Origin of the sequence: Sphingomonas sp. (assembly GCF_045810705.1) — a bacterium.
GTDB lineage: Bacteria > Pseudomonadota > Alphaproteobacteria > Sphingomonadales > Sphingomonadaceae > Sphingomicrobium.
The window spans coordinates 98676-113057 of the sequence record NZ_JBJMVI010000019.1; the positions used below are offsets into that span (position 1 = coordinate 98676).

The 14382-nt window shown below is 65.5% G+C and carries 14 protein-coding genes; 11 read left to right on the forward strand and 3 right to left on the reverse strand.

The annotated features are described in order from the left end of the window. Positions 1-60 precede the first annotated feature (60 nt). Positions 61-768: a PilZ domain-containing protein gene (locus tag ACJ8FR_RS09990; RefSeq protein ID WP_407828481.1), complete on the forward strand. Its 708-nt coding sequence runs from the start codon at positions 61-63 to the stop codon at positions 766-768. 36 nt (positions 769-804) lie between these two features. Next, positions 805-1353, forward strand: coding sequence for a peptide-methionine (S)-S-oxide reductase MsrA (gene msrA / locus ACJ8FR_RS09995; RefSeq protein ID WP_407828482.1), 549 nt, complete (start codon positions 805-807; stop codon positions 1351-1353). On the opposite strand, the gene ACJ8FR_RS10000 is transcribed toward msrA, so the two are convergent. Genes ACJ8FR_RS10000 through ACJ8FR_RS10010 form a run of 3 tightly spaced genes read right to left on the reverse strand, consistent with a single transcriptional unit; the run spans position 1350 to position 3303 of the window. Continuing rightward, positions 1350-2255, reverse strand: a complete 906-nt coding sequence (locus ACJ8FR_RS10000) for an L-threonylcarbamoyladenylate synthase (RefSeq protein ID WP_407828483.1) — start codon at positions 2253-2255, stop codon at positions 1350-1352. The genes msrA and ACJ8FR_RS10000 overlap by 4 nt on opposite strands. A gap of 38 nt (positions 2256-2293) precedes the next feature. Beyond that, positions 2294-2650 (reverse strand): GntR family transcriptional regulator, encoded by a 357-nt coding sequence (locus ACJ8FR_RS10005; protein ID WP_407828484.1) that lies wholly within the window; start codon positions 2648-2650, stop codon positions 2294-2296. Between the two features lie 53 nt (positions 2651-2703). Next, a complete protein-coding gene (locus ACJ8FR_RS10010) occupies positions 2704-3303 on the reverse strand; it encodes a nitroreductase (RefSeq protein WP_407828485.1) in 600 nt (199 codons plus the stop codon). A gap of 89 nt (positions 3304-3392) precedes the next feature. Between ACJ8FR_RS10010 and ACJ8FR_RS10015 the strand changes: the two genes are divergently transcribed. The 9 genes from ACJ8FR_RS10015 to ACJ8FR_RS10055 all read left to right on the forward strand — a co-directional run bounded on the left by ACJ8FR_RS10015 (position 3393) and on the right by ACJ8FR_RS10055 (position 14377). After that, complete coding sequence (locus tag ACJ8FR_RS10015; RefSeq protein ID WP_407828486.1) at positions 3393-5207, forward strand: peptide MFS transporter; 1815 nt, start codon at positions 3393-3395, stop codon at positions 5205-5207. Next, complete coding sequence (locus ACJ8FR_RS10020) at positions 5197-6594, forward strand: amidohydrolase family protein (protein WP_407828487.1); 1398 nt, start codon at positions 5197-5199, stop codon at positions 6592-6594. Before ACJ8FR_RS10015 ends, ACJ8FR_RS10020 begins: the two co-directional genes overlap by 11 nt. After that, on the forward strand, positions 6591-8015 hold the full coding sequence (locus ACJ8FR_RS10025; protein ID WP_407828488.1) for an amidohydrolase family protein: 1425 nt from the start codon (positions 6591-6593) through the stop codon (positions 8013-8015). Before ACJ8FR_RS10020 ends, ACJ8FR_RS10025 begins: the two co-directional genes overlap by 4 nt. Then, a complete protein-coding gene (locus tag ACJ8FR_RS10030) occupies positions 8012-8665 on the forward strand; it encodes an NnrU family protein (RefSeq protein WP_407828489.1) in 654 nt (217 codons plus the stop codon). Before ACJ8FR_RS10025 ends, ACJ8FR_RS10030 begins: the two co-directional genes overlap by 4 nt. A gap of 99 nt (positions 8666-8764) precedes the next feature. Then, on the forward strand, positions 8765-10105 hold the full coding sequence (gene glmM, locus ACJ8FR_RS10035; RefSeq protein ID WP_407828490.1) for a phosphoglucosamine mutase: 1341 nt from the start codon (positions 8765-8767) through the stop codon (positions 10103-10105). 88 nt (positions 10106-10193) lie between these two features. Then, the gene (gene thiD / locus ACJ8FR_RS10040) at positions 10194-11372 is read left to right on the forward strand and encodes a bifunctional hydroxymethylpyrimidine kinase/phosphomethylpyrimidine kinase (RefSeq protein WP_407828491.1); all 1179 of its coding nucleotides are present in this window, start codon (positions 10194-10196) and stop codon (positions 11370-11372) included. A 97-nt stretch (positions 11373-11469) separates the two neighbouring features. Beyond that, entirely contained in the window at positions 11470-12201 is a 732-nt protein-coding gene (locus tag ACJ8FR_RS10045) for a ribonuclease HII (protein ID WP_407828492.1), read from the forward strand. A 92-nt stretch (positions 12202-12293) separates the two neighbouring features. Further along, positions 12294-13421 carry a site-specific DNA-methyltransferase gene (locus tag ACJ8FR_RS10050; protein WP_407828493.1) on the forward strand — a complete coding sequence of 376 codons (1128 nt, stop codon included), beginning with the start codon at positions 12294-12296 and terminating at the stop codon, positions 13419-13421. A gap of 38 nt (positions 13422-13459) precedes the next feature. After that, complete coding sequence (locus ACJ8FR_RS10055) at positions 13460-14377, forward strand: C13 family peptidase (RefSeq protein ID WP_407828494.1); 918 nt, start codon at positions 13460-13462, stop codon at positions 14375-14377. Positions 14378-14382: the final 5 nt, after the last annotated feature.

Genomic DNA, 14382 nt, shown 5'->3' on the forward strand with positions numbered 1-14382 from the left:
CGTACTGCCGATAAAGTCCCAATTTGGCGCGATCCGCGTCATCCGGAGGCACGGTCCCGCATGTTCGCAGAACTGATTCGGAGGAAATTCGGGCTCGAGCGCGTTGGCAGCAGCGATGCCGCGTTCGAATCGACCACGGTCTCCCTCTCCACCGCGGTTCCGCGGCCAGCCGAACGGCGCTCTGACGAGCGGCTCTCGGCGATGCTCCGTGTCGGCAAGCTGACCGACGCGGCGGGGAACGAGCAATTGATCAAGGTCAAGAACCTGTCGGCGGGCGGGGTCATGGCCATCGTCAGCCGCGCGCCGGCGGTCGGCGACCAGGTCGGCGTCGAACTTTCTTCGCAGCGCATTCCGAGCACGGTGGTGTGGATCCGCAACGACACGGCCGGCATCAAGTTCGACCAGGATGTCGATCTCGGCGAGCTCCTTGCCGGGCGCAAGCCGCGCCATGGCTTCAGAGCGCGTCCGCCGCGCCTCGAGATTCCGTGCAAGGCGTCGGTGCGGGTCGGAAAGACCTATTATACGGTCGATGTGCACGACATCTCGCTCGGCGGAATCAAGGTCGAGCCGATCGATGAATATTGCGTCGGCAAGAGAGTACTGGTGGTGGTCGAGAGCCTGCGTCCGATCAAGGGCGAGGTGCGCTGGTATTCGGACCGCCGCGCCGGCATCGTGTTCGAGCGGCCGCTGGAGTTCGACGAGCTCGCCGAGTGGGTCGGCAAGAGGCTCGAGCTCGCTAGCCTCAAGGCGTCTTACAAAGCCCACTGACACGGCTTATCTGCGCTCCAGCAAAGGAGCGTTAGCATGGCCGATCAAGTCGCAGTTCTCGCCGGCGGGTGCTTCTGGTGCACCGAAGCAGTATTCCTCGATGTCGTAGGCGTGAAGTCGGTGGAGAGCGGCTACACCGGCGGCACGGTCGCCAGCCCCACGTACCGGCAGGTGTGCGACGGCAACACCGGCCATGCCGAAGCGATCCGCGTGACCTTCGACCCCGATCAGATCAGTTACGACGATCTGCTCGACATCTTTTTCGCGACGCACGATCCGACGCAGCTCAACCGCCAGGGGAATGACGTCGGGACGCAGTACCGCTCGGCCATCTTCCCCCAAGACGAGGATCAGGCCCGCAAGGCGCGCGAGGCGATCGAGCGAGCCAACCAGGAGCTTGGCGGGCGCGTGGTCACAACGATCGAGCCCAAGAGCGAATGGTATCCCGCCGAGGGCTATCACCAGGACTATTGGGCGGGCGAGGGGCAGCGGAACCCTTATTGTATCGCGATCATCCCGCCCAAGCTCCAGAAGTTGCGGAAGAGCTTCCAGGCGCGGGTCAAGAGCGCCGGCGCGACCGCCTAAGCGGCCGCGCGCCGCAGGCGATCGTTGATCGCGAAGCCCAGCCCGTGATCGGGCACCGGTGCGACGGCGATGCGCGGCTTGTCCGACGCATCCGCTAGATGAAGCAGCTCGAACAGCCGCATGGCGGCCTCGATCAGATCGGCCGCGGCGCTGAGGGTCGCATCTCCCGCGACAGGGCCGAAGCCGATCAGATATTCGTCAGCGTCAGCAAACGAGGCGTCGAGCCGAACCGGCTTCGAGGGCGCATAATGGCTCGCAAGCTGGCCTGGCGCCTCGATGGTTTCGCCGGGCGCCAGGTCGACGTCGACCTCAATCGGACCCGGACGAAGCAGCCGCAACTTCTCCGCCGTTGCTGCGATAATCGTCGATTCCAGCCCGCGCTCGGTCGCTCCGCCATCGATGATCAAGGGGATCCGACCGCTGAGACTCTTGCCGACATGCGCGGCGCGCGTCGGGCTGATGGAGCCGCTCGTATTGGCGGACGGTGCTGCCAGCGGGCGCCCGACAGCGCGCAGCAGCGCCTGCATTGCCGGATGCGCCGGTATTCGCAGGCCGATGGTCGGCAGGCCGGCCGTCACAAGCGAGGCGATGCCTGAATGCTCCCGAAGCGGGACGACGAGGGTAAGGGGCCCGGGCCAGTGCCGGTCGGCAAGCTGGCGCGCTCGGTCATTGAAGTCGCCCATCCGCTCGGCCTCCGCCAAATCAATGACGTGGACAATCAGTGGGTTGAACCCTGGTCTTCCCTTGGCCTCATAGATACGTGCGACAGCGGTGGCGTTGGTCGCGTCGGCCGCCAAGCCATACACCGTCTCGGTCGGCACGGCGACCGGCTCGCCAGAAAGGATCAGCCGCGCGGCCTCTGCGATGCTGTCGTCGGTGAACGGAAGTAGCCGCGTCTCCATCCGGCGCGGCTAGAGCATAACGCGCGCTGCCGGAATACCTAAGCGCGTTCGTGGTCCAGCAGGCCTGCGGGATCGATGCCGAGGCGGCGCATGCGCGCGCGGATCTCGGGCCATTCCTCGGTCAGGAAGCGGCTGCGCTCCGAATCGCCGAGCCGTGCCCGCGCGCCGGGCGCGACGAACATTCCAACGCCGCGCTTGACGATGATCAGCCCTTCGTCCTGGAAGCCCTGGTAGGCCTTGGCGACGGTCAACGGATTGGCCTGCTCCTCCGCTGCGAGCGCCCGCACCGACGGCAAGGGATCGCCGTCGCCGTATCGTCCGGCGAGGATCGCGTCGGCGATGGTCTCGCGCAGGCGGACATAGACAGGCTTTTCGTGCGGCTTTCCTACCGTCATGCTGTTCTAATACAGCGGAGCGCGGCGAGTTTCAATCGCTGATCAGGAAAGTGTCAGATTCGAGGCGGACCCCATGGCCTCCGAACGCTCGCGAGCGGTGCGCGATCGCGGCCTTCGAGCTCGCGGGAGGCTTGGCCGATGAAAATGAAGCCTGCGATCCGCTCGCCCGGGCCGCAGAAGGCGGCATTCACCTTGGGCGAATAAGCGCGCCAGCCGGTCACCCATCCGGCGACATAGCCGAGCGCGTGCGCGCCAAGCAGCATGTTCATGCCGGCCGCACCGCACGACAGCTGCTGTTCCCACACCGGGATCTTGTGGTCCGGGATCGGCGCCGAGATGAGCACCACGAGCTGCCCGGCATAGTGCGCGAAATCATGCTCTTTCTCGTGGTGGGCAGGCGTGGCGCTCGGGTCTTCGTCGGCAAGCGCTTCGCCCAACACCTTCTCGAACGCGTCACGCTGGTCGTCGGCAACCGTGACGAACCGCCAGGGCAGGAGCTTGCCGTGGTCCGGCGTCCGCGCGGCGATGGTCAGGATCCGTTCCATCTCGGCCGCAGTGGGGCCGGGCCCCACCAGCTCGCGCGGCTTGGCCGAGCGGCGGGTTTCGAGAAGCGACAGGAGCGAGGAGCGGTTGTTGAGCATCTTGCCGTCCATCTAAGGGCGCCATCCTCTCGCAACAATGTGCTTCACAACCGTGATTTGCCCGTTACGGTCGCCGCGCTTTGTGATGGGGAGAGAACCGGATGGTCGATACGCCAGCCGTTGAAGAACCGTTTTCGCCTGCCTCAGGCAGGACGAATCCCGCTGATAAGCAGACCTGGTTCGGCCATCCGCGGCAGCTTGCGCGGCTGTTCACCACCGAGATGTGGGAACGGTTCGGCTATTACGGCATGCGGGCGCTGCTGACGCTCTACCTAACCAAGCATTTCGTCCTCGGCGACCATGCTTCGACGGGGCTGTACGGCGGCTATACCGCGCTGGTTTACCTGACACCGCTGATCGGCGGCTTCATCGCCGATCAGTATTTGGGCTCGAAACGCTCGGTGAAGTTCGGCGCGATCCTGATGGCGATCGGCTATCTTACCCTCGCGTTCGGGGGCCAGCCGTCGAAGCCGTACGCGATGATCGACGGTCAGCGCTACGAAGTTCAGATCGACAATTTCCGCGACCGGCCGAGCAGTGCTGCGAACGAGCAGCGATTCCTCGTCCAGCCGACCGGCGAACGGCTCAAGGTCCAGGGCAATGATGACGGCAGCATCAGCTTGCTCGCCGCCGACGGCCACGTCGCGCGTACTGTGCCCAAGGGCGGGATGCAGGACGAAAGCGACAAGAGCCCGCTGCTAATCGCGATTCTGCTCATCGCGCTCTCGACCATCTCGGTCGGCAACGGCTTCTTCAAGCCCAATATCTCGACGATGGTCGGAGCGCTCTATGAGCAGGGCGACCGTCGCCGTGATGCCGGGTTCACCATTTTCTACATGGGCATCAACCTGGGCTCGATCCTGGGGCAATTCTTCTGCCCGATCCTCGCTGAATGGCTCGGCTGGTGGGCCGGCTTCTCGCTTGCCGGCATCGGAATGCTCACCAGCTATTTGCTGATTCAATTCGACGGCGGACGCCTCGTCGGCATGGGCGAATCTCCGCAGCGCGAGGGCGGCGACAAGGCGCTGATCATCTACGGCCTCGCGGTCCTCGCCATTCCTGTGTTCGTGTTCCTGTTCATGAACCTCATGAACTCGCCCGAGCCGGCGGCTGGATCGGGCATTGTCGGTTACATCCTGTCGTTGTCGCTGATGGGCAAGTTGCTGTTTGGCACGTTCCTCATCGGAGTCCCAGGGATTCTCATCTGGTCCTACGCCAAGGGTAGCCGCCAGGAATTTCAGATGATGGTCGCGGCGATGGTCCTGATCGTATTCAACGTCGTGTTCTGGACCTTGTTCGAGCAGGCGGGTTCGTCGCTGACTTTGTTCGCCGACCGCAACACCGACCGCAGCGTGTTCGGCATGTTCCAGCTGTCGGCGCCGCAGACCCAGAACTTCAACCCTATCGCGATCGTGGTCCTGGCGCCCCTGATGAGCATCCTGTGGGGAGTACTCGCCAGACGCAACCTCGAGCCGTCGATCCCGGTCAAGTTCGCGCTTGCGCTAATGGGCGTCGGCGCGGGCTTCCTGTTCCTGGTGTTCGGCGCCCGCTTCGCCGGGCCGGACTTCAAGGTCGGATTGTGGTGGCTGGCCGGGCTCTACGTCATCCATTCGCTCGCCGAGCTATGCATCTCGCCGGTCGGTCTCAGCATGATCACCAAGCTGTCGATCGCGCGCATCGTCGGGCTGATGATGGGCGTATGGTTCCTGTCGATCTCGGTCGCTCAATATGTGGCCGGCGTCGTCGCCCAGTTCGCGAGCGTCGAGACGGTCGGCGGGCAGGTGACCAACCTCAAGGTCAGCCTCGACACGTATCTCGCCACGTTCACGACGATCGCCTGGATCGCGATTGGTCTCGGCGTCTTGCTGTTCCTGCTGTCCTGGCCACTCCAAAAGTGGATGCACGGTGTCAAATAAGCGCGTTGCGGCGCTGGTTGCCGCCGTCGGCCTGATTTCCGGCTGCGCCGCGTTCGAGGCTAAGCCCAAGAAAGCGCCGCCGGTCGCGATCAACCCGGACCCTTATCCCTCGACCTATGTCCGCTATCCGGGCTTGCCGACGCTCATTCACGGAGCGACGATCCTGGACGGCGATGGCGACCGCATCGACTATGGCGACCTGCTGATCGCAGACGGCGTCATCAAGGCGGTCGAGCCAAACCTCATGGTGCCCGAGGGGGCGGTTGTGGTCGACGGCACGGGCAAGTTCGTGACCCCCGGCATCATCGACGTCCACAGCCACCTTGGCGACTATCCGTCCCCCGACGTATCGTCATTGTCGGACGGCAATGAAGCGACGGACCCTGTGCGGCCGGAGGTCTGGGCCGAGCATAGCGTCTGGCCGCAGGACCCGGGCTTCAGCAGGGCGCTCGCCAATGGCGGCGTCACCACGCTGCAGATCCTGCCGGGCTCGGCGAATTTGTTCGGCGGCCGTTCGGTGGTGCTCAAGAATGTCCCGGCGCGCACTACGCAGGCGATGAAATTCCCAGGCGCGCCCTACGGCCTCAAGATGGCGTGCGGCGAGAATCCCAAGCGGGTTTATGGCTCGAAGGGCACCATGCCGCAGACGCGGATGGGCAATATCGCGCTGACCCGCCAGACCTGGATCAAGGCGGTCGAGTATAAGCGCAAGTGGGACAAGTATGAGAAGGAGGGCGGGGACGCCCCTGACCGCGACCTCGCGATGGACACGCTGCGCGGTGTGCTCGAAGGCAACATCCTGGTCCAGAACCATTGCTATCGCGCCGACGAGATGGCCATCATGATCGATATGGCCAAGGAGTTTGGCTACCGCGTCACCGCGTTTCACCATGCTGTCGAAGCTTACAAGATCGCCGACCTTTTGCGGGACAATGACGTCTGCGCCGTGATGTGGGCCGACTGGTACGGCTTCAAGATGGAAAGCTACGACGCGATCAAGGAGAACATCCCGCTCGTCCATAATGCCGGGGCGTGCGCGATCGTCCACTCGGACGATCCCAACTACATCCAGCGCCTGAATCAGGAAGCGGCGAAGGCGCTCGCCGACGGGATCCGCGCCGGCATTCCTAACTTGAGCGAGGCCGTCGCCTGGGAGTGGCTCAGCCGCAATCCGGCCAAGGCGCTCGGAATCCTCGACAAAACGGGCACGCTAACGCCCGGCAAGATGGCTGATGTGGTGCTGTGGAACGGCGATCCGTTCAGCGACTATACCCGGCCCGAACGGGTGTGGATCGACGGCGCATTGATGTACGACGCCGACGATCCCAAGCGGCGGCCGGTCAGCGACTTCGAGCTCGGGCAGCCCGGCGAGGGAGACACGAAATGATCCGCGCTGCGATCGCCACGCTGCTTGTGGCTGCGGCCGCGCCGGCGGCGGCGCAGACCTTCGCCATCGTCAATGGCATCGTCGCGCTCGGCGATGGCTCGGCGCCCATCCAGGGCGGCATGGTCGTGATTCGGGACGGGCGCATCGTCGCCGCCGGCGACGTCCGGATGAAACTGCCGGCCGGAACGCAGGCGATCGACGCCACGGGCAAATGGGTCACCCCGGGGATCGTCGCCGGCTTCTCCAGGCTTGGCCTCGCGGAAGTCGATCTGACCGCCAGCGAGGAAGATGGCGGGGGCAGGTCAGACACATCTGGAGCGGCCGACGACACGACCTCGACCGGGCCGTTCAGTGCCGCGATCGACGTCGTTCCGGCGATCAACCCGCTCGACACCACCATCTCCGTCAACCGCGCGGACGGGGTCACGCGGGCCCTGGTCGCCCCGAGCGCAGGCAAGAGCATCTTCGCTGGGCAAGGCGCGGTGATCGACACCGGCGCCGACATGGAGCCGGTCACGGCAGCGCGCAAATTCCAGTTCGTCGAGCTCGGGGAGGCCGGCGCCGCGAACGCGGGCGGCTCGCGCGCCTCGGCGCATGTCCTGTTCCGCAACGCCCTGCGCGAAGCGGCCCAGCTGCGCCGTTACGCAGCCCCGGTCGCGGCATCGGCGGCGCGAACGCCGGATGAGCGCGACCGCCCCGTGATCGGCAACCCCAATGAGTCGCGGATCTACGGTGCTGACGCGCGCCGCAGCCAGGACGTGCTGTTGACCCGTTTTGATGCCGCTGCGCTGGTTCCGGTGCTGCAAGGCCGGCAATATTTGCTCGTTCACGTCGAGCGGGCGAGCGACATCCTCCAGGTGCTCGACCTCAAGCGCGAATTTCCTGCGCTCAAGATTGTACTCGTCGGCGCGAGCGAGGGTTGGCTGGTCGCGGACCGAATTGCCAGCGCGCGGGTGCCGGTCATCGCTTCGGCCGTGAACGACCTGCCAGCCTCGTTCGAGCAGGTCGCCGCGACCCAGTCCAATGTCGGTCGGATGCGCGCCAAGGGCGTCAATGTGTCGATCGGCATGATCGGCGACAACGACACGCGCAACCTCTTCATGGAGCGGCAGTACGCAGGCAATCTCGTCGGATTGCAGAAAATCCCCGGGGCCACTGGCGTGAGTTGGGGTGAGGCGCTGGCGATGATCACCTCCAGAGCCGCTGGCGCGATCGGCATGGGAGGTGAGATCGGGAGCCTCGCCCCGGGCCGCCGGGCCGACGTGGTCATCTGGTCGGGCGATCCGCTCGAGGGCACGAGCGCCGCCGAACAGGTGTTCATCGACGGCGTCCGACAGCCGCTCCAGACGCACCAGACGCGGCTGCTCGACCGCTACCGTTACCTGCCGCGGCGCGACCTGCCCGAGGCTTACCGGCATTGACCGTCCAGATAGGCCTGCTGCTGTCGGCAATAGCCTTCGTCGGCACGCATTTCCTGCTGTCGCACCCGCTCCGCGCCCGGCTCGTCGAGTCGACGGGCGAGAAGGCGTTTCAGGGCCTTTATTCGGTGGTTGCGCTGATCACCTTCGGCCTGATGGTCTATTTCTACCGCAAATGTGGCCGCGAGCCGCCGCTGTGGGATGCCGGCCTCGCCGGCTGGATCGCCGGGACATTGCTGATGTGGCTCGCATCGATCCTGTTTGTCGGCTCGTTCGTCGGCAATCCCGCGCTGCCCGGCGCGCGCGGACGGAGGGGAGGGCCGAGGGGCGTCTTCGCGCTGACGCGGCACCCGATGATGTGGGGCTTCGCACTTTGGGCGGCGGTGCACCTGATGATCCTCGCTCAGCCCAAGAGCATTGTGTTCGACGGAGCGATCATCCTGCTCGCGCTGGCCGGAGCGGCGGGTCAAGACCGCAAGAAGGCGCAGCTGATGGGCGAAGCCTGGCACGAATGGACCGCCCAGACGGCGTTCGTGCCATTCACGCGAGGGCTCGCCAATCCTGGAGCCGTCGCGCTGGCTGGGGGAACGCTGCTGTTCCTGATCGCGACCTGGGCTCACCCCGTTCCAGCGGGAATCTGGCGCTGGATCTAGTGTCGTCGCCCCGGCCTTGAGCCGCGGTCCGCCTTGTTTCTTGCTAGCGATGAGAAGAGAAGGCAGATGCCGGATCAAGTCCGGCATGACGGAATTGGAATGACGCGCAAATTCTTCGGCACCGACGGTATCCGCGGGACGACCAACTTCGAACCGATGACGGCGGAGACCGCGCTTCGCGTCGGCCAGGCGGCGGGCGCACATTTCCTTCGCGGCGACCACCGCCACCGCGTTGTCATCGGGAAGGATACGCGTCTCTCCGGCTATATGATGGAATCGGCCATGGTCGCCGGATTTACCAGCGTCGGCATGGATGTGGTTCTTCTGGGCCCGATGCCGACGCCCGCGGTGGCAATGCTGACGCGGTCGATGCGCGCCGATCTCGGCGTGATGATCTCGGCCTCGCACAATCCCTTCGCGGACAATGGCATCAAGCTGTTCGGGCCTGACGGGTACAAGCTCAGCGACGAGGACGAGCGGGCGATCGAACGGCGGCTCGAAAAGGAGCCTAAGCTCGCCAAGTCGGAGATGATCGGCAGGGCCCGCCGGATCGACGATGCCCGCGGCCGCTATGTCCAGTTCGCCAAGGACACCTTCCCCGAGCATCTGCGGCTCGATGGCCTCAAGGTGGTGGTCGATTGCGCCAACGGCGCCGCTTATCATGTTGCGCCCGAGGCGCTGTGGGAGCTGGGCGCCGAGGTGATCCCGATCGGCGTCTCGCCCGACGGCACCAACATCAACGATGGTTGCGGATCGACCCACCCGCAGCTGCTGCAGGAGACGGTGGTCGCAAGTGGAGCGGACATCGGCCTCGCACTCGACGGCGACGCCGACCGGCTGCTTGTCGCCGACGAGAAGGGCCATCTTGTCGATGGCGACCAGCTGATGGCGTTGATCGCGCTCGGACTGCAGGCCCGCGGCGAGCTTCGCGGGGATGCGGTGGTCGCGACCGTCATGTCCAACCTTGGCCTCGAACGGAAGCTCGGCGACGCGGGCTTGAAGCTCCTTCGGACTCAGGTCGGCGACCGCTACGTGCTCGAAGCGATGCGCAAGAGCGGCTGCAACGTCGGCGGCGAGCAGTCGGGGCACATCATCCTAGCCGACCATGCGACCACCGGCGACGGGTTAGTTGCCGGCCTCCAGGTGCTGGCTTCGCTGGTCGAGGCGAATGCGCCGGCGAGCGAGCTTCTGCGCCAGTTCGAGCCGCTGCCGCAACTGCTCAAGAACGTGCGCTTCAATGGCGGCAGCGAACCGTTGGAGGCGGACAGCGTGAGGAAGCGCATCGCCGCCGCCGAAACCGAACTCGAGGGGCGGGGCCGCCTGCTTATCCGAAAGTCGGGTACCGAGCCCCTGATCCGGGTGATGGCGGAAGGCGACGACCCCGCAATGGTCGAGCGGCTGGTGGACGATATTTGCGAGGCTGTCGCAGCGTCGGCGTGAACGCTTTCTTCGCAATTGCGGGTCAAAGAGTCGTTCAGTGCGCATGGAAAACTTCGCTCGACGGGGCGGAGCCGGGGTCGAGTCGCATATGACCACTGCTCGGATCCTGATCATCGCCGGCTCGGATTCGAGCGGCGGCGCGGGGATTCAGGCGGACATCAAGACGGTGACCATGCTCGGCGGCCACGCGATGACCGCAGTCACCTCCATTACCGCCCAGAACACCGTTGGCGTCAGCGGCGTCCACCCGGTTCCGGCCGAGATGATTCTTGCGCAAATCGATGCAGTTATCAGCGATATCGGAGTCGACGCGGTAAAGATCGGCATGATCGGCGGCGCGTTTGCGGCCGAGCAAGTGGCTAGCCGTCTCGAGCGCTTGCGCGCGGAGCAGCCGGGCTTGCCGATCGTGTTCGACCCGGTGATGGTTGCGACCAGCGGCGCGTCGCTCGCCGACGAGCCGACGATCGCCGCCTTCGGGCGGCTGATGGACGTTGCCACGATCGCCACGCCCAATCTTCCCGAGCTCAAGCGGCTGACCGCCGAGGACGATCCCGTGTCGGCCGCGCTTCACCTGGTCGGCGCCCACGGCTGCGCGGTGCTGATCAAGGGCGGGCACGAAGAGGGCGACGCGCTCGCCGACGCGCTGATTGAGACCGACAATATGACCAGCTGGCAGGGCCAACGGATCGATACGACCAGCACCCACGGGACCGGCTGCACGCTTGCCAGCGCGATGGCCTTCTTCCTGGCGGAGGGATCGAGTCTCGCCGACGCGGTCGCCCGGGCGCGCGAGTTTGTCCGTGTCGCGCTACACGATGCGCCGGGACTGGGAGAGGGCGCGGGGCCTATGGGCCACGGTCGTGTTCGCCTGGACGTCGGCGCCGGCCCCAGGCTCAACCAGGTAACTGTCACCGGTACCAATTACGAGCGCTCGGCGGACTTCTATCGTCGCCTCGGGCTCAAGCAGATCGTCGACAGCCCGGACACCGGTTATGCGCGGTTCGAGACGGCGGGCGGCGTGACCTTGTCGGTCCAGATCGACCCGGACGAACGGATCCTCGCAACGACCGCCATCTATCTCGAATGCGACGATCTCGATCAGCGGGTCGAACAGCTCGCGCGAAGCGGCATCGCGTTCGAGCATGGGCCTCGCAACCAGCCTTGGATGTGGCGCGAGGCACGGCTGCGCGACCCCGACGGCAACATCATCTTCTTCTACAAGGCGGGCGAGAACCGCCGCTTCCCGCCGTGGCGGATGGAAAGCTGACCCATGTTCCTGCGGAGGCAGGAGCCCAGAATTTCTGTTGATAGCTCAATGAACTGGTCTGGACCCCTGCCTGCGCAGAGGTACACAAAGCGACTCAATGCCGCGGCGCTGTTCCTTTAAGCTCGAGCTCGAATTCCCGCAGCCCCTCGCCGGGGTCGACGAAGCCGGCTGTGCGCCGCTCGCCGGTCCCGTCGTGGCGGGTGCCTGCATTCTCGACCGCGATAAATTTCCCCGCGGGATTGACGACAGCAAGAATCTGCCGATCGAAAAGCGCGAGGCGATCTACGGCCGCCTCGTCAAATGCTCGGCCTGGGGCGTGGGCATCGCGACCGTTGAGGAAATCGACCAGATCAACATCTATTGGGCGCGGATGCTGGCGATGACCCGCGCGGTCGAAGCGCTCGGGCTCGAGCCGGCCTGGGTGCTGGTCGACGGCAATGCGACGCCGCGGTGGCAGCGGCCGTCGAAGGCGATCGTCGACGGCGACGCCAAATGCCGGTCGATCGCCGCCGCGTCGATCATTGCCAAGGTCACGCGCGACCGGATGATGGCTGAGTATGCCGCGGAATATCCGGGCTACGGCTGGGAGCATAACCGCGGCTATCCGACCCCCAATCACCGTCGCGCGATCAACGATCTCGGGCTGACCCCGCTACACCGGCGCAGCTTCGGCCTGGTGCGCGCAATCGCCGAGCGGGACGCTCAGCCGGAGCTGGTCTTCGAAATTTCGCCGGGCGAGTCCCTGGAGTCACACCCACCAGAGGTTGAGTCCGTACCCGAGGCGCTGACTCAATATGTTGTGGCGGAGGCGCGGTCGACCGCCGCATGATCGAGTCCCAACGCGGGGCGTTAACCCTTGATTGCTTGACCCGGAGTCCAGCCTGACTCACCTTCGCCCGTCAACGGAGGGGCAGAAGGTCAATGAATCTCATCGCCCGCATTGCGGAGCCTGTGGTGCGTGCGCGCGCCACGCCGCGCGAGTTGCCGCTCGATACCATCCTGGAGGGGGATTGCATCGCCCAGATGGCGCGGCTCCCCGACCGATCTGTCGACATGATCTTTGCCGACCCGCCTTACAATCTGCAGCTCGGCGGCGACCTGTTCCGCCCCGAAGGCGGCCGCGTCGACGCGGTCGACGACGATTGGGACAAGTTCGACAGCCTCGCCGTTTACGACGGCTTCACGCGCGGCTGGCTCGAGCAGGCGAGGCGGGTGCTCAAGGACGACGGCACGATCTGGGTGATCGGCAGCTATCACAACATCTATCGCGTCGGCGCGCTGCTCCAGGATGCGGACTTCTGGATTCTCAACGACGTCGTGTGGCGCAAGGCGAACCCGATGCCTAATTTTCGGGGCACCCGCTTCACCAACGCTCACGAGACGCTCATTTGGTGCGCCAAGGATGAGGGCGCGCGGTACACCTTTAATTACCGTTCGATGAAAGCGTTGAATGACGATCTTCAGATGCGGTCTGATTGGCTTTTGCCGATTTGCGCGGGACCGGAGCGACTGAAGGGCGAGGACGGGGCGAAGGCGCATCCGACGCAAAAGCCGGAGGCCTTGCTGTACCGGATCCTGCTGGCCTGCACGAAGCCCGGTGATGTGGTGCTCGACCCATTTTTCGGCACGGGCACAACTGGCGCGGTCGCGCGGCGGCTCGGCCGGCGATGGATCGGGATCGAGCGGGAGCCGGCCTATGTGAAGGTCGCGCGCGAGCGGATCGATTCGACCCTGCCGCTCGATGAGAGCGCGATGCAAACCGTGCTCGACAAGCGCGAGCAGCCGCGCGTCGCCTTCGGCGTGCTGGTAGAAAGCGGGCTCGTCGCGCCCGGCACGATGCTGACCGATTCGAAACGCCGCTGGGCCGCTGCGGTGCGTGCCGACGGCTCGATCGCCTGTGATACCCACGCGGGTTCGATCCACAAGGTCGGCGCGGCGCTCCAGGGTGCGCCGTCATGCAATGGCTGGACCTTCTGGCACATCGCCGATGGCGGCGTGCTGACGGCGCTCGACACCCTGCGGCAACAGCATTTGTCCGCACAAGCTTAGCGCTTGCGTCGCTCGCTGCCGCCGACGAGAGTAACCGTGTGACGCGCAATACGCGGCAAGCGGCGGTCTATTTCCTGTCAGCGCTGGCGCTTGCCGGGACGCTGAGCATCACTGCTTCGTCCGCCCAGCAAGCCGAGTGGGCAGCCGTCCCGGAGCCGCCTGCGCAGCTGTTGGCCGAACATCGGCGACTGTTCGTTGCCCTCGACGCGCTCAAGCCGCAGCAGCCGGCCACGGTCGACGCCTATGTCGTCGTCGTCGCGCTCGACGGTGATCCTGTCTTCAACCGCGAGGCGCGCGAGGCCGGGCGTGTGCTTTCCGCCCGCTTCGATGCCGCCGGTCGAACGATCGTGCTCGCCAACGACCAGGGCAATGACAAGGCGGCCGGGCCGGGCTCGCCTGAAACGCTGGCCCTGGCGTTGGCGCGGGTCGCGGAGCTGATGGACCTGAACGAGGATGTCCTGATCCTCTATAGCACGAGCCACGGCGAGCCGGACGTTGGTCTGGTCTACAAGGATTTGCGGCGCGGCGCGGGCGTCATTTCCCCGCCGCGGCTCGCCAGCATGTTGAGCTCACTCGGAATCGGGAACCGGTTATTGATCCTCCAGGCCTGCTTTGCCGGTCAGTTCGTACCTGCGCTCAAGGGCCGGAGCACGATCGTCGTCACCGCCGCGGCCGCCGACCGCTCGTCGTTCGGGTGCCAGGCGGGCAATGACTGGACCTTCTTCGGCGACGCGCTGATCAATCATGCCTTCCGCCAGCCGCTGCCGCTCGACGTGCAGCTGCAGCGGGCCTCGGCGTTGATCGCCGCCGCCGAGGGCCGCGAAAGGCTGACACCGTCCAATCCACAGGTCAGCACCGGTTCGGACACCGCCAAGTGGCTCAGCCGGCTCCAGGAACGAGAGCCCAAATCGACGTCCGAGCCGGTCGGCCAGTCGGTCCTCGGCCTCGGCAGATGAGCGTC

Coding starts and splice junctions, on each gene's coding strand:
- ACJ8FR_RS09990 (WP_407828481.1), top strand. CDS start 61: ATGTTCGCAGAACTGATTCGGAGGAAATTCGGGCTCGAGCGCGTTGGC.
- ACJ8FR_RS10000 (WP_407828483.1), bottom strand. CDS start 2,255: ATGGAGACGCGGCTACTTCCGTTCACCGACGACAGCATCGCAGAGGCC.
- ACJ8FR_RS10005 (WP_407828484.1), bottom strand. CDS start 2,650: ATGACGGTAGGAAAGCCGCACGAAAAGCCTGTCTATGTCCGCCTGCGC.
- thiD (WP_407828491.1), top strand. CDS start 10,194: ATGACCACTGCTCGGATCCTGATCATCGCCGGCTCGGATTCGAGCGGC.
- ACJ8FR_RS10045 (WP_407828492.1), top strand. CDS start 11,470: ATGCCGCGGCGCTGTTCCTTTAAGCTCGAGCTCGAATTCCCGCAGCCC.
- ACJ8FR_RS10050 (WP_407828493.1), top strand. CDS start 12,294: ATGAATCTCATCGCCCGCATTGCGGAGCCTGTGGTGCGTGCGCGCGCC.
- ACJ8FR_RS10025 (WP_407828488.1), top strand. CDS start 6,591: ATGATCCGCGCTGCGATCGCCACGCTGCTTGTGGCTGCGGCCGCGCCG.
- msrA (WP_407828482.1), top strand. CDS start 805: ATGGCCGATCAAGTCGCAGTTCTCGCCGGCGGGTGCTTCTGGTGCACC.
- ACJ8FR_RS10015 (WP_407828486.1), top strand. CDS start 3,393: ATGGTCGATACGCCAGCCGTTGAAGAACCGTTTTCGCCTGCCTCAGGC.
- ACJ8FR_RS10010 (WP_407828485.1), bottom strand. CDS start 3,303: ATGGACGGCAAGATGCTCAACAACCGCTCCTCGCTCCTGTCGCTTCTC.
- glmM (WP_407828490.1), top strand. CDS start 8,765: ATGACGCGCAAATTCTTCGGCACCGACGGTATCCGCGGGACGACCAAC.